This window comes from Microvirga pakistanensis (genome assembly GCF_004458765.1).
Classification (GTDB): domain Bacteria; phylum Pseudomonadota; class Alphaproteobacteria; order Rhizobiales; family Beijerinckiaceae; genus Microvirga; species Microvirga pakistanensis.
Map to the genome: position 1 here is coordinate 456,976 of NZ_SPJX01000184.1, position 24,395 is coordinate 481,370.

Genomic DNA, 24,395 nt, shown 5'->3' on the forward strand with positions numbered 1-24,395 from the left:
CATCCTATCTTTGGAATTCACCCTGGAGGCCAAGTGCCACATCGACCGTAGCCGCAATGAGGTTTCGCTTTGCAGCGGATTGGTCTTCTGGATGCCTCCCAAGCGATGGCAGTGCCGAAACGCGAGTTCCGACTGCTAGGTTGGGCTTTATTGCTCCACAGCAACCATCCACCTCGGGCCAAGCCGCTTGTCCACCATCGCGTAGATGCGCCTGTATAGCTGCATTGTCCACCTGTCCAGAGACCAGTGTTACCCGGCTTCGATCCAGGGTTGGAAGGATCGACAAACACTCCGGATTGTCAGCACTGATAATGATAGATCCCCTTGTGTGAGGAAGCACTGCTGTACATGCAGCGTGCCACTGCTCGAAGTTCGCAGGCGTATCGGGCGCTGATCCAGCCAGAACTATCAGATCACAGCGATCAAAGGGCAGGCCATCTTCCAAAATCTCTGCAGGTGTGGCGACGAGCACTGCAGCTTCAACCTCACGGCTGCTAAGCACAGCCTGACTAGCAGCAAAGAACGTGGTACCCTCCGCGGCGATGCGGATACTACCCAGCCATATTCCCTTTCGCGAACCCCGCCCAACCTGTAAACCGCTCGCCTCCAATCTTACTTGAATGTGAGAAGCCAGATCTCCAGAGGCGCCTTCTTCCAGAATGAGGATCAATGGAATGCGCCCATTGTCCTTTACACGGGCAGAGAGAACCCGAAAGATCACATCCGTATATCGCTGATTCAAGCCTGGTGCGGCGTTGACTTCGTTGATTGTGGCGCCGGACATCAACCAGGAGACGGAGATATCCGGTATCAGCAAATCAACTCCAGCAAGATCAAGGCGCAACGCTTCGGCTGCTCGTTCGGCCAAGTGCTTGTTGTCTGGGTGCACCTGGTCCATTACGGAAGCAAACGTTCCGCCAGCTCGACTGTTCGCCCGCCTTCGGAGAGCCACAAACTGTTCCTTGGCTGGTACGGTGAGGGGCGTCATTCCTATCTCGGACAGGCAGCTTAGCGCCTCGTCGTCCATGTCGATGATCATGAGTTCCGAGCGTTTGTGTCGCCCCCGTCGTGGGTCAGCGTTCAACCGATCAAGTAAATCTTGCACAGTGTGCATCCCGTCCCCGACAACCCCGCCTGGGGTCCTAACGACCGCATTGACGAGTTGGCCTTGAAAGACCGTGAGGCGATGGGTGCGTCCAGCGACGTGTTTTTCAACAAGGATGTTGTTCGAGTATCTTTTAGCCTCATCAAACGCAGTCCGTACCGCAGACTCGTCATGTAGGTTGGCGGATACCCCACGGCCGCCATCTTGGTCGATCGGTTTAACCACGACAGGATACCCAAACTTTGCCGCTATTTGCGCGGCCATGTCAGGAGAGGTGACACTTTGGTGGTCAGGAGTAGGTAACCCGGCTCGGCGCAGAACTTTCGCAGTTTGTAATTTGTTACGTGCAATGGATACGCCTAAGGCTGGTGTTTGCTCCGTAAGTGAGCTGTAGAGCCAGCTCGCACGTGCCCCATGACCGTATGCGTAAGTGTTACCGACTATTCGGCTCCAGGGAATGTCCAACTTATCTGCTGCGCGCAGGAATGAGATTGAGTTTTCTCCTGGCGGCGAGAACCTCTCAAGCCTTTCCCGAGTTTGTTGGCAACGTGCTACTTGATCGAGGAGTGTCGCCTCATCCGGTCTGTTCAAGAGAGCTGATGCGGCTTCAGCCGACCATCTCAAAGCGATCAGGGTTGCTGAAGCCTCTACGTGTGGAACGGCTATGCGAATCTCTGATGTTGCTTGATCCAATACGCGCTCCGACAGGATTCGACCAAGCGCGAACACTGGGATGCCGACGTCACGCTGGAGCAGGGCAGCCCAGTGAATGATGCGCTGAGCAAGATCTGATAGCAGGGAGGAAGAGGGGGAGAGCGAGCCATCGTCATGAGACAGGCAGCGCGCCATCATTTCATCGAGCTTTGTCAGATCGACCTGCTCCGAGATGCGCATGCCAAGCAATCCTAGGAGCACAGGTTGTGTGACGCCGTATCCCGATCCAGATAGAGACTTCCATGGTGGGATGAGAGACACTGTGGCGCCAGTCGATGTACCTGCAAGATGGGTCACGTGATATCGGCATCCCCTCGATCTAGCACTCACACGTTATCACGGAAGGCAGCGGTCCGAATGCCAACCGAAAGAACTCGCCTTCAAGACACCCAGGCTTAGCGCGATTACGTCTGGCAGCAAGCATACCACCTCAGGGTTCCGCGCGATGTCACCCTAAGGAAATCGCCTGAAGAGCTTTGGGTAGATGTGCAGTCGCAAGTTAACCTCGCAGCTCGGGTGCCCGCCAAATCCCATTGCGCTCAGGATTTCCTAGGGAATGGCTTTAGCGCCGTAAATCCACATGTAACGAACGGCGGTCTCTTACATCACAGCAGAAAATCAGAGCTGAACACGAAGTCTGTCTCCAGGAAGTCGATCAGACCTCTTACTCGTATTGCAAACTCAGGCTCTGCATTGCCGCCGGTGTTAAGGAATATAAAGGTGTCGCTGTCTCTCTGTTCATACCTCACCGCCCAAAAATCTGATTCTTCAAACGCGCTCTCGCCAATGAATGTGAGAGCACCGAACGCTGATAAATCGATCTTATCGTTCTGATCACGAACGAAGTCTGTGATCAAATCAGGTGCAGAAGGTGGGCTTTCTGATACAATGCCGTTAAATACAAACCGATCGGCACCTCTGCCGCCGGTGAGTACATCTAAATCGGGTAAACTATCGTCATCGGGTTCACTGTCTTCTCCCTCAACCCTCCAACCATGGAGTTCGTCATCTCCATTGCCCCCGTTCAAGGTGTCGTTACCCCACCCACCACGTAGGTCGTCCTCACCATCCCTGCCTTCCAGTATATTCGCGAACTCATCTCCGGTAATGTTATCATTCCCTGCTCCGCCGATGATGTTCTCGATGTTTTCAAGTGCATCCTCCTCCTCAAAGTCGGGAAGAAATGCAAACCCATCTCCATCTGACAAAGAAACATAGACATCTCCTGTTTCTGCCGAATAATCGACCGTATCGACCCCGTCAGCTCCAACTAGCAGGTCACCGCCGCGGCCGCCGATCAGCGTGTCATTGCCCAGACCACCATCCAGAGAGTTGGCTGCGCCATTGCCCGTGATCCGGTTGGCAAGGCTATTGCCTGTGCCATTGATCGCGGCCGCGCCGATGAGAGTAAGGTTTTCCAGATTGGAACCCAAAGTATAGGAGATCGTGCTCCGAACCGTGTCGGTGCCGCTTGCTGCGCTCTCGACGACCACGTCACCGGCACTGTTGACCGTGTATGTGTCGTTGCCAAGACCGCCAGTCAGCGTGTCGGCACCAAGGCCACCGTCGAGCGAGTCGGCGCCGCCACGGCCTTCCAGGATATTGGCCGTCTCATCGCCAATGAGGGTGTCCGAAAACCGCGAGCCGCGGATCCCTTCAATGTTGTTTAGCCTGTCGGAACCATCGGCGCCGCTGGCGCTGCCAGACGCTAAGCTCACCGTCACTGCACCGCCAGTGCTGAAATATTCAGCGAAGTCGAAGCCGCCTCCGCCATCCAAGGTGTCATTGCCTCTGAGGCCTTGTAACACATTGTTCGAGCCATTTCCCGTGAGCTGGTCGGCAAAGCGGGACCCTTCGATCCCTTCGATGTTGGTTAGCCTGTCGGAACCATCAGCGCCGCTGGCACTGCCAGACCCTAGGTTCACCGTCACTGCGCCGCCGGCCCTGAAGTAACTAACCGTGTCAAACCCTCCTGCGCCATTCAGGAGATCGTTTCCCGCGTTGCCTAGAAGCGTGTTGTCCCCTGCGTTGCCGGTGAGAGTATCCGCAAAGCGAGACCCTTCGATGGCTTCGATGTTGCTTAGTGTATCAGTGCCATCCGCGCCTGTTGCCTGGCCGGTGGCAAGATTCACTGTCACTGCGCCAGAGGCGCCGCTAAAAACAGCAAAGTCGAAGCCGCCTCCGCCATCCAGGCTGTCATTGCCTCTGCGGCCCTCCAGTGCATTGTTCAAGCTGTTGCCAGTAAGCTGGTCTGCGAACCGCGAACCGCGGGCACCTTCGACGTTGAGCAGCGTATCGGATCCGTCCGCACCCGTTGCTGCCCCCGTTGCAAGGTCTACCCGCATAGCGCCAGCAGCTTCGTTATAGTCGACGTAGTCGAAGTCGTCACCTCCATCGAGAGTGTCATTACCGAGGCCGCCCAGGAGATTGTCGACGCCGGCACCGCCAGCCACCCGGTCATGACCGCTGCCGCCGTCCAGCCAGTTGTCGCCCGAATTGCCAGTGATGACGTTGCGAGCAGCACCTCCCCGAACAGTGAAATTCGCGTCTCCGTTTAATGTCAGTGTAGTAACGTTGGATGCCAATGTTATATTCAGCTGCACAGACGCCGGTGCGTCAATCGTTAGACCGCTTATTGGTATCGTAACGCTTTCGGCGCGGCCCGAGCTTCTGCTGATCAATATGACATCGCCCGAGTTTGCATTCGCAACAGCCGCTGAAACACTCGCAAAGCTCTCCGGAACGCGCAGAATTGCCATCTAAAAATTCCTCTGGCGAAGGCGAAATATCGGGTTGGTTCACTTGTTTTTCGACTATTCTGACGGTGGTAACTATCGCCTTAGTAGGGGCCTATACTTTTTAGGGAGACGACAAACAAGATGGTGACAGCAATCGAACTGCAGCGTCAAGTCGTTTATACGCAGGGCAATCGGCGCACAGCTGCTAATCAAGAATTCCCACCTCATAATCAAGAATTTCCAACTTCTTGATTTGGAAACGAGCACTTCGGCATAGCTTTGGATCGAGCTTTGCCATCCGTCTGTTCTGTGCCTCCGCCGTTCTGACGTAAGAGATAGGCCCCCATCGTCACTCGTCGAATATGGCTGACGCAGCAGGGGCAGCAGTGTGCCATCAGTTATGGTCAGAGTGGCGTGGCTGCCGCGAACTTGGCGCGTGATTTTCCGAGGGTTAGAGGTGCGGTCGCTGGTGTGGCATAGCGATTTCTAGAACATCAGACGCCAGAGCAGCTCCGGCCCCCACTAGTTTTGGTAGCGAGGAGTGGTAGGTCACTCTGCCTGCGCCTCAACCTCAGTGCGTATCCTAGAAGTCCGAGAAGTTGTCCAACGTCTAGGTAGCTCGGCCATTTCCTAAGCCTTGGATCAGGCGGTCAACTACAAACAAGGAAGCGATTGTTGAGCTAGACAATTATACTACATTCGGAGCAGGGAAGCGTTACGCTCAAGCAAGGGCCCAGGTTTCACTGGGGCGGATCACTTGTTCACCCAAAAAAATGCGCCGCTTTGAAGCATTGGATTCCAGCGCATCGTTCTACAGTGGGCTGAAGCCAACACGCTTGAGAATGCCTCTGCTCGAAGGTTCATACGTTCGTTCTCTCTCCAACGATGCAGTCGATTATCGCCCGAGGCTCAGAAACGGTAGGATGCAAAGCCCCGAAAGATGTAACTGTTCATGTCGGTACGACCCAGTGTCGTGAGCGCCTCGACGCCTCCTGTCAAATTGCCGGATTGGACATTCAGCACAGCCGCGAGGTCGAGTGCGGTCCGGTCCGTGTACCCTTTGGGTAGATTGATGTCATAGATGAAGAAGGCTCGAACCGCCGGCTTAACTGTCAACCCTCCAACGTCGAAGCTGTATCCCACGTCACTGCCGAATGACGCCCTGGTGAAATCGTCCGGAAGGCCTAAAACTCCGAGCCCCAGGGATGTCTGGAACGGATCGGAATCGGATCTTGACACGAGAATTCGGGCGGCCGGATTGAAGAAGAAGCCCTGGTTTTGGAACGAGGCGCCGATATGCGCGCCCAAGAACGTCACGTTTGTGTCGCGTGAATAGATGTCGAGATTCCCTTGAATCAGACGGGAGCCGTCCGTTTCGCCGACTCCATATCCGCCGATGAGTCCGGCGTTGAAGTTCCCGAGAAAATAAGCAGTCGCGCGCGCGAAACCGATTACACTATTGGTTTCTGTTCGCCCGGGAATTGCGAACTCCGTCGTATGCGCATGCGCTGCCGAGACACCAACGCCGATCGAGAATGCTCTGTCAAAGGTATAGTCGATACCGCTCGTGCTTTGCCATGCCCGCCCGCGCGACGCGGTGAGGGGCCTTTCGTCCTCTACCAGGATGCGGGAAACGTCTGTCCAGATGGAAACCACGTTTCCGTCCGGCATCGTGACGCGCTGCGCGGCGACAGTTGTCCCAGCACCAGGAAAGTCGGCCGCGTATGAGATCTCACAAGCTCCATAGCCTAGACTCAGAAAAGCAAAGGTGCACAGCCCAGCCTGCCGCAGCGACATAACCTATCCTCACGGTTGTTCTTGGACGGCCGCACGCCGCCACATTGCTTTAAGTCGGTCCACTCTAGAGCCCCATAGCTCTTGTCAGACTATTCTCGACTGTCGTCAGCGCCGATGCGACGACATTTCCGATACGGACTTGTAGTTGCCGAACGTTGGGCTCGTCCGCTCGCAGGAGGGTGATAGCCCTGCGAACCTGCGTAACGACAGACCGAACGGCAGCGCGTGCCTGCCGGATCGTGCGGGCGGCTCGGATCTGTCGACCGACAGTGGGGACCGCTCGCACAGCAGACCGGAGAGGAGCTGGGAACTGCTCGATTCGACTGTTCAAAGCAACACCATATTGCTCCAGCTCGGTACCGATACAATTGGTGTAAGTGCTCCGATCTCTAGTGTTCCGAAGGGCGTTCTCGCACGCAGCCACACGACGCTGCAGAATGTCAGTCAGGGCCTCAACAAAGGCAAGGGTCGCGCGGGCACCTTCAAGAGTGTTTGCTCCTGCAGCGCCAACGACAGCTCCAGGCTGTGCCTGCTGCACACCGCCACTTGGTTGGGCCGGTTGCGGCAGATCAAATATTGGTGGCAGCACCGGAGTGGTCAGCACCGACGGGGGCTGCACGGGCGGCAGAACCGGGTCTGGAGGCGGAGGCGGTGGAGGCGGTGGAGGCGGTGGCGGGGGAGGCGGTGGCGGGGGAGGGGGGGGGACCTGCGCCAGAATGATCCGATGCTGATCGTTGTCCGAAGTCGGCAATTGCGTTTGCAGTGTCTGGTCGAGATTGGTGCCTGCGGAGCTGTCGCTAGCTGAATGGACATGGCTAGCCAAGCGCGACAGACTTGATTGCTCGCGCCCAAGGGCGACGTTCAATGGCAGTGCGGTGGAGCCGAGGAGCACAAGGCCGAGAATGGCGAGGCAGGAGGTGGGGGCTAAATTCAGACAGGACGTAGCCAAAGAAGTCGAAGTATAGAAGCCTTCCTCCACATCTTTCTCATCCCGATTCATCCGAGCACCTCGAAACGTTTGGCAGAAAACCATACCAAGGGTTCTTTTGTTGTCGAGAGAGCACAGGGTTAGCTAGGCGCTAAACAGATGGCAGTGTGACGAAAATGCACCGTACTGCGCTATAAATTCTACTTATCTACCCCGATTAGGGTAGGCCCTTTGCGCCACGGAGAGGCCACCAGAGCTCATGGCCGCCGCAAAGTGGAATGGGCGCGATCAATGGTCAAATGTTACATAGTGTCGTATTGAACGAGAGTGTAGCCGCAAGTAGACCGTATCGGCGTTCCGATCAGTCGGTGTAGCCTGTTCTCAAAATTTCTCTTCGGCGAGAGACGGGAGCGCTCCCATGGTCCGCCAACGAGCGAGCGGTTCCTTTAACCCAGTGATTTCTCCATTGATGGGGCCCCCGTAGTGAGTAGCCTCTTTCAGGCGAATCTGGACGGCACGTATGGTCTCGGGAGACCAATCCTTTGGGTGCTTTATGAGCGCGTTCATGGCTTCACCAGAGTCCGACTCGACTCCCGCGAGGAGCATTTCGGCTGCCGCAACTGGATCATTCCGCGTCCCGTGGCCCTGATCGAGCAGGGTAGCCGCTGCGAGGTATCCACGTGGGTCGCCTAGTTCGATGGATTTCCTGAAATATCCGATGGCATCCGACAGAGTTCCGTACTGCCTATTCAACGCGAGGACGCCCATATTGTATGTGGCGATCGCGGAGCCTGACTCGGATGCCTTCTTCATGAGTTGAGCCGCCCGCGGAACATTCCGCTTCACGCCCACCCCCTCAATTAGTGCCACGGCTAGGTTTATCTGACCATCCGGGTGGCCGCCTACGGCCGCGCGCTCATAGAGTCTGATGGCAGCCTTCAAATCTCTTGGCAAGCCGTCTCCATTCTCGAGCATCAGCCCGAGGCTTACCATGGCGCGAAGATTGCCCCGGTCGGCGGCGAGACGGTAGAACTCTATGGCCTCGTTCTTGCGTTGGGCTGCAGCAAGCGCACGGGCTAGGAGGGCCGCGTAATGAGGCATGTCCGGGTGGGCAGCCATGGCCCTCCGACAGGCATCAATCGCGATGTCCGCTTTACGAGCAAGAAGATCTATAGGAACACCTGGAGTGTCCGCGGTGGCGTCGCGCGGGTGGGTGGCATTGACCTCGCAGACCAGCTCGGGGTGCGCATCAATGTCATCGACGCGGGGCAAAGCGGAGAGGAGCTTCCGTGCTTCGTCCGCATGGCTTCCGCTTGGATAGCGGGACAGATAATACTCAACCAAGGGACGGACCCGCATGGTGCGGGTAAAGTTCCAGAGATTTTCCTCGGAGCCACCCCCTGGGATCTGCGTGCTTCGCGGGTCATTCGACGCAATCACGATGTTTCCAGAGTTCCCGAGGAGCACCTGTGCCTCTCTGGTGTAAGTGCCGGCCGGATAACGATCGACATAGACCCGCAGGAGCGCGGGATCCCGCGAACTTGCGGCAAGCTGCCATAACTGGGTCTCGGGCGAAGCCGCCACGGCCCGGCCGGGCGAAAAGTAGAACTGCTTCGTAAGCGACGAATTCTCCCAAGGCACCTGCTGCCCCCCGGTTGCCGCGATCACGTCCCTTCGGACGTTGATCATCATCGATGCGATATCCTGGCCTTGGGTGCCGATGTGGCTGAGCACTGCTCGGCTGAACCAGCTGTTACGGCCGACCCCGTCGTAAGCGGCCCTGTCAGGCTGTGTAGCAAAGGCAACAAGGAAGCCTGCCGCGTCGCCAACGCGTGCAAGACCATCCCGCGTCGCGTCCGAACCTAGGTCGCCCTGTCCGGGCAGAGGGTTATTTCGGCAGGCATCAAGAAAAACGAGATGCAGTCCTTTGCTCCCTTCGAGACCCTTCATTAATTTCGCTAGCTCAATCGTTTGTTGCCTAACGTCCTTCTTGCTCTTGATGGAAGCGTCGATCGGAACAAGAAAGTTCTGCGAAGAGATCTGAAAGGCATGACCGGCATAGTAAAAGAGCGACACGTCGGAGCGACGAGCCGCTTCGATGAAGCGGTTTACTATCTGGTTCATCTCAGCGTTGCTTAGGTCGAGGCCTTTCATCACCTCGAAGCCCAGGTTCTTTAGACTTGCTGCGATATCATTGGCATCGTTCATCGGATTTCGGAGCGATGTGAAGTTCTGATAGGCGCTGTTACCGATGATAAGAGCCACTCGCTGCTCGGCCAAAGCTGTTCCTGGTACCGTCGCTACAAGGATGAACAGCAGTGCTCTAGGTTTGGTCACGCCGGAGAGGATCCGCATTGCTCCCGCACTCAAGAGTCTTGGTACGTGACCAATCCTAAGAAGGGACCGTACTAACCTATACACGAGGCCATTCAAATAATATAACATGTCGGCTCCATCGCCACGGAGGCCTGTCTGGGAGCCTCCCGTTGCTGGTTTGCTGACCTGTCCCAGCAACCGCGAGGTCATCACCAATTTCGTGCTATGGACAAATGCCAAGACGCGACAGCAAGATATCTTACTCCAATTTTGAACAGGTGTGACTCGAAGTACAACACTACGTATGAGTACGTCCCTTACGCCTATCGCGAGGCGCACTGCCAGTATCGTCAACCCGGGCCTGCCATTAGCGGTGCCATGAAGTACCCTACAAAGGATTGAAATTCATAGCTGAGCTAGACCGTTCGCTCCAATGACGCCAATAACGTCGGTCAATTGGAGATAGGAAAAATTGAGCAGATTTGGTCAAGCGTGCCGCATCCGAGCTTGAGGGCAGCAGCGAGAAAGAGGACGTACGCGTGCGACCGAGGTCTCAAGGTGCGGCCGTGCTATTCGAACAGCAGTTCTCGATCAATGACTGCAGAGTCGTCCACAGCATGTCGATCAACATCGCTCCTCTACCTCAGGAGGAGCTAAACGTCTCAAGTCCATCCCGGTTGACCCATAACATGCGCTACACTAACGCACTGGTTAGGCAGAGCCATCATACTCTAGCTATATGGTAGCGAAACGTTGTTGGAAGGCGGGTGCGTTGGAAACTGAGGAAGATATCTGACGCATTAGTGGCGTGTGGCATCCATACCTCGTCGAGGGAGGACGTGATATTGTCCATCAGTTCCTAAGCCGATACCGCTCTAGCCGTCTGCCGCGAAGTCGGCCGTTATTACGAGCCCCTGAGAGTGTTGGCTGAGCGCTATGGCGTAAGCACCGAGACAATCCCAACAGGGCGTAAGCGCGGAGCGCAAGGCTGTCAGGATCGTTCCATCCGGCCGCAAAACCTGGCGCTAGGAAACACATCGAGGAGAGGCGGCCGATCATCTGTACCCGATGCCAAGTCGCTGGCTTTCCGCGCGATGATCTCGCGGTTGAGGTCGTTCACTTCCTGCCCATTTCAACAAATCTCCAGACATGCTCCGAGGCACAGCTCGGCGCAGAGTGGAACACTTCCGTCTTTCCACTGTGCATTGCTCCCGCTCAGAACCCAGAGTGTATCCCATGCATAAAGTCTGGCCGGCATGCGACGAAATATCCGAGCGCATTGGCATTGTTCGAGTCCACCAGGACGTTTGTCAAACGGAGGCATTGGGAGCGACAGATGGGCAATAGTGGCCAAGCCAGAATTGGTATTCCGGCATTTGAAAATTTGTAACATTTATGCCCTTAGTGGTAAAGCGGGCAAGACTGAACAAGACTTAGATCATCTCAGGAGAGAATCTGACTCAAGACATGGAATGACCACAGTATTATCCCGGTACATTGAGAGACATAAAGCCCAACTCAGCGAGGAACTATGAGGGACGGGGTAGAGGGATACAATCGCGGCCGAGCGCGATTTCCTGACTGCGCAGATTGAGGCTCTCCCCGATTCCACTGCAATCAGGGGAGGGGCTCTCAAGATCGCTCTGCTGCTGCACAGCGAAACCGCGACCTCTGGCATGAAGATGCAAAGGTCCAAACAGAGCAGGTTGCCCTCATTGAACGCAAATTATGGTCGCGCCCGGCTCGCTGGCTGCTTGCTCTTTGATCAATCCACAAGGTCCCCTGCACGATCCTTGTATCACGGTCCAGCAGCGTCAGACATACCAGGATTGATCACTAACAAGAGCAATTACCCTGCTCTCAGTCATTAGGGTTGCAACGGCAAAACGAACTTAGCCTTGAATGCTGTCTGTAACGGGCGGGTTTTTATCCCGATAGCCCGTGTGTCGATGCATATTATGTTAGATGCTGATTGATGCTCCTTTTCTAGAAGCACATTGCAAACGGCTCTCTTGGATCAACTTGAGTGCCCCTCCTAAATACCTCCATGTGAATGTGATTTGTTATCCCGGGGTATTTGTTGCCCAAGCTCTGAGCGTGTCCAATTAGAGAGCCAGCCTTTACTTGCCCACTGAACAGACCTTCCACATAAAATAACTTCACCTCCCATTCGATGTAATCGCCAGCACCCCTTATGAGTATACCTCTCATAGACGGATCATTTTTGTACGGAAAGGCTTCTCTAATAACATTTCCGTCTATCGGGGCTAGTATCCTTTGCATTGGATTAGCAATTACATCAATTCCGAGGTGATCTCTGCTGCCCCGTGATGCTCCTGGCTGCCCGGAGCCAAATGCATCTCTGCCACGGCTACGCATTCTCCCTTCGACAATAGAGTGAAATTGCGTGTGCATCTGAGATCTCCTCGGCAATAACCCAGTCATTTTACATCGCAGTTTGCCGAAGCAACGTAACTCTAGCGGGGTAGATTGCCAACCCTGCTTCAGCACCGCTTTACTAGCGCGACCATTCATGATTTGTGTGTTTTTTGCTTTTGTCAGTCAACTGGTCTACGATTTGCCGAAAATAGACAGCGGTGGCAGCCTTAGGTTCTTCGGTAATAGAAACTAGATCCGAGATGCAGATCCTGGGGGCATAGCCTAACTTGGCGCGTAGCAAGAGTAGCAGCGCGGCCTCTGAACGGGAGCCGCCTGGTGGTAGACCTGCCCTAAGCGCGGCGATCTCGTATACAAAGTAGAGGTCTCGCTCCGACGCAGCTGGTGATAGGTCAGAAGTGGTCCATCCTGATCTATGCCTTAAGCCTCAAAGACGTGCCTTGCGTGCCCGAGATGACAACCGTAACTTCGATCAGACGGGCTCCCTGTCTGGCACTGACGTAATCACCCTAACTCATGGGGCACTGCCGGGAGCAGGCGCCGTCCACTCCTTCATTTATGGAACCGCTACTACGTACCCCCTCGCAACTCGAAGGCCTTAGTCTCAGCGGGATGGATGACCCGCTCACCTAGATTGGCGATGAGCTGGTCTGGAGTGTCATAGCAGTGGATGGGCAGAACCCAAGGATAGCGCCTGAAGTGCTCGAACATGCTGTACTCGTCGCTTCCTTGCAGGAGCAGAGGCTGTACGGGAACGGATGGAAGATGAGGCACGATTGCACTGAGCTCTTGTGGGATGCTCTTGGCGTCTGTGATGTCTGCCAAAACGAACCGAGCCATATGTGCTAAGGTCGAGATGGTTTCGGTGATGTCCCGCCCTGCCGGCTTATCGAAGTCGAAGAGGATCGGCACGTAGTCGCGCTTGCGCAACTCTTCGCGAAGGGTATCGATCACCTTCTTCCGCTCCTCTGTAAACCGACCTAGGATCAAGACTGTTTTTTGGCCAATGGTGCGGATGACGTCGCGGATCTTCGGATTGTGGAGCAGGAGATAGACGAATTGGGCGACCTCGATGTCGTCGACGGTAATCTCGGGCTCATCACCTTCGGTGATGACGAGGCTTTCCTGCTTGGCTCCCTCTAATTTCAGCTTCCACGCCGAGATGCCAAAGACGGTGCAATCCGTAAGATCCGCGCCGGCAAGATCCGCTCTGACCAAGGTTGCCCCGGAGAGGTCGGCCTTAACGAGCTTGGCCCTGACTAGGTCCGTACTGGTAAGGTTCGCTCTGATGAGGTTCGTCTCAGTGAGGTTCGCTCCGGACAGGTTTGCGTAGACGAGGTTCGCACTGGTAAGGTTTGCCCCTGTGAGGTTAGCCTCGGAGAAGTTCACCCCAACAAGGATCGTCTCGAGGAGGTCCGCCCTTGTGAGGTTTGCTCCGGTGAGGTTTGCGGCAGGAAGGTACGCCCTGAAGAGGATTGCCTCAGCTAGGTTTGCTTCAACTAGGTTGGCCCCACCAAGGCTCGCCTCGGTGAGGTTTGCACAAACCAAGTTCGCTCCGGAAAGATTAGCCTCAACAAGACTCGCCCAGCGGAGATCTGCCCAACGGAGGTCGACCCCACGGAGGTCAGCCCCGCCGAAGTTTGGACGAAAGTCAGGGTTGTCTGCACGCCATGCGTTCCAGGCATCTACGCCATGCTTGAGCTTGGCGATGTGCTCCTCGTTGGCCATGGCCACCTCCGGGATTTAATCAACCTATCCTGCGCGCAAGGTAGCGATCCCGCAAACGAGCCATCCTGCGGGAGTGAAAACCCGCGGCGAATTCTCTGTGAACGCATTTAAGAAACTACAAATTGCAACCAAGTCCCCCAACCAACGCTTGCTATTTCATAGATCTCTGCAAACTCGCTGCCGCTTCACCTAGACGATAGCGTTTTAGTGCATGGCCGGTCTCAGTGGCATACGCCTCCACCGAACCATGCCTGTTGGTACCAAGCAAGTCCTAGCTGCGCACTTGACGAAGTTGCATCAATGCCTTCCTGCTGGCGCGACGTATTAGGACGAACGCACGCTGCGTCCGGCGTTCTGAAATCGTCCCATACGTCATGCTTCGATAGCGACGTTCGCCGCGCTATGCTTTCATGTGTAATAAAATTATAGTATTCCGGGTTCATTGAGCGAGGCGATTAGCAATCCGTCTGCAAAGGATCTCCGATAGTCAGAAGCCGCAAGCGCTATGAACTCACCAGATGTCAGTTCGTCAGATTACATGAGTGTAGACACCAATCCGTCGCATAGCACATCGTCGCTCCAGGGCGGGCAGGTTCGCGGTATAGTGTAGGTGGTAAGCTAGTCAGGCGACGCAGCATGGGACACAATGGCATACCATGACAGGTTATGCGACTTCATAAGGTTAGGGACGGCAGGTCAGAAGTGAGACAATATGGGATCCTACAGCATGGGATCCTACAGCACACCGTGAAATGCTATGAGACAGCATGGGACAACGTGCGGCACAGGTGGCAATTCGGAAATTGCGAGACGGAACCCTTAAATCGGATCGAACGGGCGAACGGCCGCGCACAGCGGGAATGCGTGGATCAGGTAATCAGAGTGGTCCGCATGGAGCGCGCGAAGGCACAGCGATAGATCGTCAACATGTCAGCTCTTCTCTTCCGTCGTCGCTTCGGGTCCTTCCTCAGAAAATTCGTGGCCAGGGTGGGGCTGAGCCCCAGATTGAGAGCGCTTTCGACCTTCTTCGAAGCACATGCTTCCAAAACGTATCCCAGCCCAAAGATATCGTTTCGTCCTCACATAGCAGAGGTGCAGCGGCTCATCTAAAACAGAAAGTCTCGATTGTGACATTGTATCTATGGAAGATTCGACTTCGACGGGCTCATACCCGCAGTTCCTGATGTAGTTCTGGCACTCATTCGGCTCGAAGGCGTCAAGCAGTTCTCCGATCGTGGTCCAGAGCACCTCCTTGGTACGTGCGCCCGCCTTGCGCAGGAGCGCCTTGAGCTTGGCGAACAGTTGCTCGATCGGATTGAGATCGGGGCTGTAGGGCGGCAGATACAGCAGGCTGGCTCCGACACCTCGGATTGCCTCCTCAACGCCTGCCACTTTGTGAGCGGCCAGATTGTCGAGCACGACCACATCGCCAGGTGAGAGCGCTGGCGCCAGCATCTGCTCTACATAAGCCTTGAAGATCTCGCCCCGCATGGGCCCATCTACCACGAGCGGTGCGATGCTCCCGTTCTCGCGCAGGCCGGCCACAAAGGTAGTGGTGAGCCAATGTCCGTGCGGCACCGCATCGACCACCCGCCGCCCGCGCGGTGCCCTACCGTAGCGCCGGGTCATGTTGGTGGCCGTGCCGGTCTCGTCCAGGAACACAAAGCGGCTTGCGTCCATGAAGCGTTGCCACACCCGAAAGCGGCGGCGCTCCTGGGCTACGTCCGGCCGGTCCTGCTCGGCCGCCCGGAGTGTCTTTTTTGTGCGTCAGGTCCATGCGCTTGAGCATCAGGTGAATGGTCGAGAGGGCTTGCACCTCGATCCCGCGGGCGCGCAGTTCGGCCTGGATCTCGGCCAGCGTGATGCCGGACTTGGCGTCCACCAGGGAGCGGAGCAGATCCTGGTGCGGCTCGAGCACCGGACGACGATGGCCGCCGACGCGCTCTGGGGTGACCGAGCCGGTCTCGCGCAGCCGCCGCATCAGCTTCACGGCGGCCGAGGGGCTGACCTCATAACGAGCCGCAGCCGGGCGGATCGAACTACCCCTCTCAACCGCCCGCACAATGCGCCGGCGCAGATCCTGCGATAACGGTGTGGTCATGTCGAGCCTCTGTGCTCACGCCCCTGACCACCAGCGAGGCAGACTTCCCGATTCCGTTCAACCCCAAACCGCTCTAGTAAGACGGCGGGGTGCGCGTTACCCGATGGAGTGGGGCACCGGGAAGGACCCGTGTCACAAGCCGCCACATGTGACGTTGCGTGATAGGTGACGCATGCGGCGCCGCCCCCTCACACCCTGAAGGGTGAGGGGCAAGCAGCGTCACACGTGTCACAATCCCTTATTGGTGACGGCAACGCGTGACGCTTCACTTGACCCGCCAAATAAGCTCGATCTGACCGCTGCTCTGGTGCCCAATCAAGTCGTCACGGCAGGCTGCGTCGAGTGCCCGCTTCCACGCATTCCGAAACGCGCTTCCTTTTTTGGCAGCAGACTCTCCGGTCACATACCTGCGCTCGAAACAGTTCCGCACAACCTGCAAATCGACGGCGCGAACCTCAGGACCGTCGCCGAATACACGATGTGGCCGTCCGGCATTCGGCAACGCCTCGTCAAGAGCCTTCCGGAACTCCTGGTCGCCCCTGCCGCCCTTGGAAGTGGGCGCCGGCGGGCCCTCTAGGTCATCACCTAGCATGTTCACCGCGCAGGACGTCACCAGATCGCCATCCTCGTCTGTGCCAAGTGACACAGGCTCGAGCGCGAACTTGCCGAGCGGCCCAGTCGATCCACGCCTGAGCTTCCTCAGGACGAGCGAACGGGACTTCACCGTGCCGGTAAGCGGGTCTCCATGAGCAAGGACATAGATTTCAGCATCAGCCCCTGCGCCAAATGCACTTGCCCCACGCGATCCTGCCTCGACGTTTTTCCCAAGATGAGTGATCGGCATACAAAGGATGTAACGCTCCTTGGCAAAACAAGAAAGGCGCCGCATGAGGTCGGCGGCTGCGGCATTATCGTTTTCATCCTCCAGCCCAAACGCCGCCGCGAGCGTATCAATTGCCAAGAGCCGGATCACAGCATCAAAGCGATGGTGCATATCCGCTTCAGCCTCCGCAAAGGCATCACCTCGGCAGAGCATGGGACAACATGGGACACGGGGCCAATGGGCGGCAGTTTAGCAGGTCATATCGGACTAATGGGACAACATGGGACACGCGGGGACAGGATGAGACAAGGGCGGACAACATGGGACGCGGGGGGACAGCATGAGACATCAAAGCCGCTCCGGGTCCTTCCCCGCAGAGCCGTCTTCCGGGGGGCGCGCGGAGCGCCGTCTGTGGGAGTTTTCGGAGAAATTTTCAAAACGGTTCAGGGGTAGATGAGGCGAGTTGCGTTACGCGTTCTGATTGTTCTCGCAGAGGTGAGGGAGGTTTGCTTCTAACGCATTAACAGGGACGAAGGAAACCCCGCCGAAGCGGGGCTCATTATTAGTCTCTCCCCTTCGCGAATTTTGTCGCTGTATGTGAGTGTGATGCTGACCTAAGGATACCTTGATCCTTAAGGATGATTTTTACCCACCAGTATACATCATGGAACGCAAAGTCTGATGGAGATTGCATCGGCTTCTGCCTAGAAAACCGAACGATGTCATCATTGTCGATGAACTTCATTTGCCTCTTGTCGATTTCTGCAGCTACCCTCTCCGCGTAGGCGAAAACGTCCTTGGGAAGCTCGCCAAATGCAACGAGTGTTTCTACCACTCTCCGACTTCTCTCCTCTTCCGTGTGGCGCGAACCGAGAAAGGCGAACTTAAGGTTGCCAGCAAGTGTTCTATTATTCATCAATCGACCTTGCAGAATAGAGTTGGAGTTCCGCCGATGAGATCAGCAGCTTTCAGAACGCCTCTTGCGACGAGAAGATGCTTGGCGAGTGCGAAACACTTTGTGAAGTGACGTGCTTTGACCCTCTCGCCCCCACGGGCCCAAGGCTCCATATCATCATCTGGGACCCATTGGCGCCTATCCCGGCGAATGACCTGCTCAATCCGATCTGCATATGTGACAATCTCATGAGGGAGAAGGTCGTTCTTCACGAGGACTTCGATCATCCTGCCCTTGATAATTCCTGCATTGTCATTGTCGAATACCGGATCCGCGAACGACAGCTCCATTCTTACCTTCCAACTCATCACTACTCTCCTTCTTGTTAATACAAAGCTGCTTTGTCTGATCACGAGTCGTGCCAGTGACGTTGTCAAACTTGTGGAGGCGAACTCGTCCCGTTCGGACGAACGTCGCCTTGTCATAGCCTGACTGCAGGGGGACGCAGGGGACGTTTTCGTGATGATTCTCCCATTCTTCTCACGAAGCGGCTTTCCCGTGCAGAGAACAGGAGATTCAGCACAAATGCGTCCCCTGCGTCCCCCAACGACGACACTCGGCATAATCAAACTCAAAGAAATGCACCTTCACCGGTGACATTCCGCTGTAATAGGAACCCGAAGAATGCACGCCCGCGCTTGCGGCTCGGATCGGGCGTGAACCCTCTCGCCTTCAGTATCCGTGAAAAGGACATCTTAGATCCGTAGGCCACACCTTGGCTTGCGCAGAATTGGCGGTACGACTCAAAAGCGTCCGCAATTGTCGTGCGCGCCGCTCCGTCGGCCTCACAGCATTCCTCGAGCCATAGTCCAATTAGGTCTGTATCTGCCTGGTACTCTGCTGTCGTGGCTTTGATAGCGGTAGGGATCCTGAGGCCGTCTCGCTGCCACTGCAAAGCTCCTTCGATCGCCCAGTTCAGCACACCTGGGAGCTCTTGTGCGATGATCTGACGGTCTAAGTCAGGAATGATCTCATGCGCCTCCAGTTGACGCGGAAACAGGATGGGCACGATACGACGCCAAAAGCCATGCCCGGCATCCGTGACCCCCGGTAGATAGTTGCCGCGTACCCAAAGCGTGTGGGTCGGCATAAAGTCAAACGCTTCCTTTTGAAGAAAGCGGGCCGACATCTTCTCGCGGGAGTTCATCTCCTTCATCCGCTGGTCGTCCCAAATGTCCCCTTGAGCAACCTCATTGACGAGCGCGATACGCTTACCCGGAAGCCGCGCCTTGAGACGCTCCGCCTCGTTCTCGTGCTTGTTCTTCGTGACGAGCGGCGACCCGAGTGTCACCGCATAGTCACCCAGGAGCTCGGCGAGGATATTGGCGAAAACGCTCTTTCCGTTCGCACCCTTGCCATAGAGAAAGAACCATCTCTCCTCATCAACGAGACCTGTGAGCGTGTACCCAATTGCTCGCTGCAGGAAGCTCCTTATTGCGGAGTCGGGTTGTACGGTCTGCAGGAACCTACGCCATTTGGGGCAGTCTGCGTCTGGATCAAAGACGGCACCAGCCTGTTTAGAGATGTGTTGGCTTGGGTGTGGCTCCAAGAACTGTCCTGTCCGTAGGTCCACAACGCCGTTGCGGACGCCTAACAGCATTGGGTCTCGATCAAACTCATTGATGCTTGCCCACATACCCGGCACGCTCATCGCGGCCCCAATGATATTACGGACCTTCGACAGCGACTCGTAGAATCGCTCGGCCTTACGGGCGAGAGCTTTGTTCGAATCAGATGGCTCAGCACGGTAGCGCTCGTGCGCAGCTACGAGCTCCTCTTCGACTACGATATTAGCGAACTGCTCGATCTCTGGTATAGACACCGAGGTCCAATTAGCCCCGGCCCACCCGTACCACTGTTGTAGTTGGGGAATGTAGATCAACTTCCCCTGGTAACGTTTTGCAAAACTCTTGCCATACCAGAGCTCGCCGTAAACGCCCAGCTCAGCTCGTGCCTTCTCCGCTGGTGGCTGCCAACCGCTCAGGCGGGCGAGCTTTTGTATATAGCGCGCCGTTATCGGCTGTCTGCCTGCTCGGCCACGAAACGAGTCCCACGCATGGTTCGTATTGGCGGCATGATAGCCAGACCATCTCTTCGACCACTCATGTGCGAGCGCTCGTCCTTCATCGGAGCCACTCGTCTCGTGGTGGATGGCGGCAAGAACTCTGAGCCACCATGCTCGGTCTTTGTGATCGGGCGCACTGCCATCGTTGGGGATTGCCATAACTGCGCTTCGGAGGACCTCCTGTGTCAGCCCAAGTGGCCGCTGGCTTTCCGCTGAGGCAAGAAAGTTGAGGTCATCATCGAGGTCGACGCCCCGGTCCGAGAGCGCCTTAGACCGATTATCCTCTGCCTTCCCCGGGATGGATGGCAGGCGATCCCGTTCGATTTCACCTTCAGCGTTCCAGTAGTCACTAAGCAGGTCATCAGGATCGAGGAGCGCGCCGCAGATGTGACCGGCATAAAACTCACCGTCACTACACACTGAAGACCAGAACATCGCCCGCTCTGGCTCAGCAGAGGCTGGATCAAGACCATGCGCCGCAAGGCCCATCTTATTGGCTAAGATGGCCACGAGCGCCCTGTACTCATGCCGGTTCACAGGTCGCGCAAGTAAGATCACTATACGCACGCGAATGTCGTCACTGCGATGTGATCGTGTGGTACTCCAAACTGCCTCATAGTCGCCACCGGGGAGGGCACCAACGGTGAGAAGCAGGTCGAATGCCCTTTGACTCATTCCGTCAAAATCGAGCGACAGTACGTAGCAGTCTTCTACGGTCTCAGCGCTTCGGATGTCATCCGCACATGGGCCGGAAACAAAAAATCCATGCCGGCCTTTCGGTTTGATTTTCTGTCTTGAAGAGAGTGCCAAGTACTGAGAGGAGGTTTGTGTGTCGCGGCGCTCTTTAACGAGCCTCTGGCGAAATACGCCCCACGGTTCCTTCCTGGTTTGAGCGCGTCCCAAGTTGCTATTGCCGATCGAGAAACGAATGCGCAGATCATCATGCTCGCCGCGTTGTTCCGCGGCGAGGTTCTTATTTTCTTTCATATTAGCCTCGTAAATTGCTAGTTTGAACGTACTGCCGCTGGAGAGCAGTGGCGTTCAGAAGGACACAGCGCTCCGTTCGCCGGATGCACTGCGCCCGTCGCTAGGTTGAAGTTTGGGTGAAAGGGGGGAGCTCTTAGAGCTGTGCGCTCTCCATTTGCGCAATGTACGCTTCGACGGCCTCAAGTCGGTACCGGATAGGCGCACGGCGCCCGCGCCCTAAGCGCACCCAAGTCGGGCCCTGTTTTTGGCTGCGCCAAAATACGGCTGTGGCGGGTGCAATGCTGAGGAGTGTTGCCACCTCCTCCGTTGTCAAAAGGCGTTGAAGGCTCTCACGCGGTGGCGCGACTGGGACGTTGGAAGAGTCTCTAGAGGTCTTCTTGGTTGATGAGGCCTCTGCGCGAGTGCGAATGCTGAAGGACGAGTTTGGGCGATTGCTCATTTTGATTGTCCAAAGAGATTAACTGTTTTCTTTGTATAAGATCACGCAGATTGGAATAAGTCATAAATGGAATTCCTTCACAGCTTCCAAGGGGGATGGTCATATGGATCGTACTTTGCGCAGCACGTGTGGGATTAAGCGCGTGGAAAGCATCAAGGGTATTATGGGATCAGGTGACCAGTCCCCGTATCAACTTCCTGTTGATACAGGGGGCTCTCCAATGACAGGCTATTTACGTTGGGCGCTGGCTAATTTCGTGTCGGCAATATCATTCTGCATCAAAAAGATGCATCTAGGATCATCCTGCTACCCATCAGCTACTGCCGAGCGCTGCTGTAGCTCGCTCATCCCGAGACGGCATAAGCGTCAGGGTCGGTCACCTAACTAGCGCCAACAAGAAACCGATGTCTTTGGTTAAACCTCAGACGTCGTAGCGAGTCAGCCGGCTAGAGCGGATTCGATTTAGGTGAACTCGTATCCGCAGTTGCTGAGATAGTTCTGGCATTCGTCCGCCGGGAAGCTGTCGAGCAGTTCTCCGATGGTTGTCCAGAGCGCCTCCTTGGTGCGAACTGCCGCCTTGCGTAGCAGCGCCTTGAGCTTGGCAAACACCTGCTCGATCGGGTTCAGATCCGGCGAGTACGGCGGCAGGTACAGCAGGCTCGCCCCAGCGGCGCGGATTGCCTCTCGAATGCCAGCCACCTTGTGGGCCGCCAGGTTGTCGAGCACCACCACGTCCCCGGACGACAGCTCCGGCACCAGCACCTGCTCGACATAGGCGCGAAACACCTCACCGGTCATCGGCCCATCCAGCACCATCGGGGCGATCAGCCCACTGGCGCGCAAGCCGGCCACAAAGGTGGTGATCTTCCAGTGCCCCCAGGGCGTCGCATCCACCAACCGCTCGCCTCTGGGGCAACGCCCGTAACGGCGCACCATGTTGGTTGAGGTGCCGGTCTCGTCCAGGAATACAAAGCAGGTCGGGTCCATAAAGCGCTGCCACACGCGCCAGTGCCGTCGCTCGCGCGCCACGTCTGCACGATCCTGCTCGGCGGCTCTCAGGCTCTTTTTGTGCGTCAGGCCAGCTCGTCTGAGCCACCGGCTGATGGTGGAGGTCGCCCCCACCACGATGCCGTGCTGGCGCAGCTCGGCCTGGATCTCCTTCAGTGAGATGTCGGCTTTGGTATCCAGGAGAGCGCGCACGAGTGCCCCATGCGGCGCGAGGATGGGACGACGGTGGCCACCAAAGCGGGCTGGCGCCGGACTGCCGCTCTGACGAAAGCGCCACATCAGCTTCACGGCGGCCGACGGGCTGACCTCAAAGCGCAAGGCCGCCTGCCGGATGGAGGATCCGCCTGCCACCGCACGCACGATCCGCTCACGCAAGTCTCGGGACAGAGGAGCTGGCATGGGATGCCTCCCGGCCGATCACAATCAACCCTATGGAATCAGCTCTCCCGATTCCACGCAAATGCTGCACGCTCTAGCCTCTATGACATGGCCTCGGCGACATGGCTGGAGCCAATGCTGACCGTTTCGATTCGGCCTGAGTCCAGACCAGCGGCATGGGTGAGGAGACGATCCCAGCCATCAAAGGCGGCGCGCCGCTCCTTGAGCAGGGGGGCACGGTTGTACACGCCCACAATGCCGCCGAAGGTGCCTGAGATGTGGTTGATCGCCCGCTCAATCACTGGAATGTCGACCCCGAGTTGATCATGAGCATGCGTCACAAAGCTACGGCGCAGGTCATGCAGGGTCCAGTGGGGCAGGGGAGAGGCTTTGGGATCTACGGCGCGTTGCAGCTCCAGCACCTTGGCATCGAGCCGCCGCTTGGCTTTCGAGAGGGCGCCAAACACCGTTCCATGCAGGGTCGAGAAGACGAGCTCTCGCCCATGCTGACGTGAGGTGAGAATGTCCAAGGCAGTTTGCGACAGGGGCACGTCATGCAGGCGCCGGTTCTTGGTCCGCTCCGCTGGCAAGCGCCAGAGCCTCCCCTCGATATCAATCTCGCTGTGAGGCATCTCGAACACCTCGGACCGGCGCTGGCCGGTGAGCATGAGAAAGCGCACGGCGCCACCATAGGTGTCATCCAGTGCCAAAGCCGCGCGGTAGATCAGCCCAAGCTCCTCCAGCGACAGCACCCGCTCGCGTCGCACATCCCGGCCTGCCGGAGCCGTATCCCGGACTGGGTTCTCGTCACACAGGCCCACAGACCGGGCCCAGGAGAACATCTTGCGGATCACCGCGCGAGCGAGATTAGCCTGCCGGATGCCGCGCTCAGCAATGCTGTGAAGAGCGTCCGCAATGTCCGTGCGGGTGACTGCATCAAAAGGCTTGCTGGCCAGCGGCTCAAACAGGCGGATCAGGATGCGCCGGTACTCGGCCGCTGTCCTGGGCCTCAGGCGAGGGCCCACATACTTGGTCAGGAACTCGTCACAGACATCAGCAAAGCGGCGCTTGCGTACCCGCTCCAGTTCGCTCTGGCGCTTCTCGGCCGAGGGATCGCCGCCACGGGCAACCTGTCCTGCCAGATCACGGGCCACTCGCCGGGCATCCTCCAGTCCGAGCTTGCGCACGTCTCCGATGGTGACCATCCGGGCTGGGGCGCTGCGGCTGGCTCCCGCGCGATAGCGGTAGACGTAGCGCCGCTGGCCGGAAGGGTAGACCCGCACCCCAAAGCCTGGGGTGGCCTCATCCCACACGGCATATTCCTTGGCTTGGATCGGGAGTGACCCGACCCGACTGGCAGTAAACTTGATACGCTCTGGCACGGCTTGCCCCCGGCTGTCCGTGCGCACCCCGTGCGCACGCTGCTTCGATTATGCTGCAGCTTATTCGGGTTTGTTCGACATATTCAATGCCAGAAAACCGAGTCTGCACAATTACTTAGCTTAAAATTCGTTGTGCCACAAGGATTCGCGCGGAGCTGATGTCTCTAACTTTCAATCAGAGAGTCCTGGGTTCGAGTCCCAGCGCGGTCACCACCTTAAACGGAATGTCCCCTCAGGACAGGAATACCGGACGTTTCTGAAGGGCAGGGGATCGTCGCTGCCGATCCGTGACGTCTGCAAGGAAAGTAAGGGTGACTAGCTCCAGGACGGCATCAAAAGGCCCACAGTCTGCCTGGGTTCGGGGAGCTGTTAACAGATCCCTCACCATGCTGATCGGAAGGCGGCTGTGCGTGTGAACGCTCCCTTCGGCTTCCGGGTTAGCTCAGCGAACTCGCACCAGAAGGGCCACCCGTATGATGCCGATCTCATCTCTCTGGAGCCGTGTCCCACAGCCTGAGTGCCGGCTCGCGGAGG

13 protein-coding genes and 1 pseudogene are annotated in these 24,395 nt (G+C 56.9%); all 14 read right to left on the reverse strand.

Annotated elements, in window-relative coordinates:
* Positions 1-4 precede the first annotated feature (4 nt).
* Complete coding sequence (locus E4K09_RS09925; protein ID WP_134496577.1) at positions 5-1,999, reverse strand: acetate--CoA ligase family protein; 1,995 nt, start codon at positions 1,997-1,999, stop codon at positions 5-7.
* Positions 2,000-2,424: 425 nt separating this feature from the next.
* Entirely contained in the window at positions 2,425-4,578 is a 2,154-nt protein-coding gene (locus tag E4K09_RS09930) for a calcium-binding protein (protein WP_134496578.1), read from the reverse strand.
* Positions 4,579-5,466: 888 nt separating this feature from the next.
* A complete protein-coding gene (locus E4K09_RS09935) occupies positions 5,467-6,354 on the reverse strand; it encodes an autotransporter outer membrane beta-barrel domain-containing protein (RefSeq protein WP_134496579.1) in 888 nt (295 codons plus the stop codon).
* Between the two features lie 1,309 nt (positions 6,355-7,663).
* The gene (locus tag E4K09_RS09940) at positions 7,664-9,637 is read right to left on the reverse strand and encodes a caspase family protein (RefSeq protein WP_166802245.1); all 1,974 of its coding nucleotides are present in this window, start codon (positions 9,635-9,637) and stop codon (positions 7,664-7,666) included.
* Between the two features lie 1,947 nt (positions 9,638-11,584).
* Positions 11,585-12,013 (reverse strand): peptidoglycan DD-metalloendopeptidase family protein, encoded by a 429-nt coding sequence (locus tag E4K09_RS09945; RefSeq protein WP_166802246.1) that lies wholly within the window; start codon positions 12,011-12,013, stop codon positions 11,585-11,587.
* A gap of 552 nt (positions 12,014-12,565) precedes the next feature.
* Positions 12,566-13,723 carry a pentapeptide repeat-containing protein gene (locus E4K09_RS09950; RefSeq protein WP_134496582.1) on the reverse strand — a complete coding sequence of 386 codons (1,158 nt, stop codon included), beginning with the start codon at positions 13,721-13,723 and terminating at the stop codon, positions 12,566-12,568.
* Between the two features lie 1,161 nt (positions 13,724-14,884).
* Positions 14,885-15,824: pseudogene (locus E4K09_RS09955) on the reverse strand (IS630 family transposase); the annotation flags it as partial.
* A 265-nt stretch (positions 15,825-16,089) separates the two neighbouring features.
* A complete protein-coding gene (locus tag E4K09_RS09960) occupies positions 16,090-16,818 on the reverse strand; it encodes a P-loop NTPase family protein (protein ID WP_134496583.1) in 729 nt (242 codons plus the stop codon).
* 391 nt (positions 16,819-17,209) lie between these two features.
* Positions 17,210-17,482 (reverse strand): hypothetical protein, encoded by a 273-nt coding sequence (locus E4K09_RS09965; protein WP_134496584.1) that lies wholly within the window; start codon positions 17,480-17,482, stop codon positions 17,210-17,212.
* A gap of 80 nt (positions 17,483-17,562) precedes the next feature.
* The gene (locus tag E4K09_RS09970) at positions 17,563-17,910 is read right to left on the reverse strand and encodes a hypothetical protein (RefSeq protein ID WP_134496585.1); all 348 of its coding nucleotides are present in this window, start codon (positions 17,908-17,910) and stop codon (positions 17,563-17,565) included.
* 263 nt (positions 17,911-18,173) lie between these two features.
* Positions 18,174-20,654: a phage/plasmid primase, P4 family gene (locus E4K09_RS09975; protein WP_134496586.1), complete on the reverse strand. Its 2,481-nt coding sequence runs from the start codon at positions 20,652-20,654 to the stop codon at positions 18,174-18,176.
* A 133-nt stretch (positions 20,655-20,787) separates the two neighbouring features.
* The gene (locus tag E4K09_RS31020) at positions 20,788-21,093 is read right to left on the reverse strand and encodes a helix-turn-helix transcriptional regulator (protein ID WP_134496587.1); all 306 of its coding nucleotides are present in this window, start codon (positions 21,091-21,093) and stop codon (positions 20,788-20,790) included.
* A 462-nt stretch (positions 21,094-21,555) separates the two neighbouring features.
* Entirely contained in the window at positions 21,556-22,500 is a 945-nt protein-coding gene (locus E4K09_RS09985; RefSeq protein WP_134496588.1) for an IS630 family transposase, read from the reverse strand.
* A gap of 80 nt (positions 22,501-22,580) precedes the next feature.
* A complete protein-coding gene (locus tag E4K09_RS09990) occupies positions 22,581-23,861 on the reverse strand; it encodes a tyrosine-type recombinase/integrase (RefSeq protein ID WP_166802249.1) in 1,281 nt (426 codons plus the stop codon).
* Between the last annotated feature and the right edge of the window lie 534 nt (positions 23,862-24,395).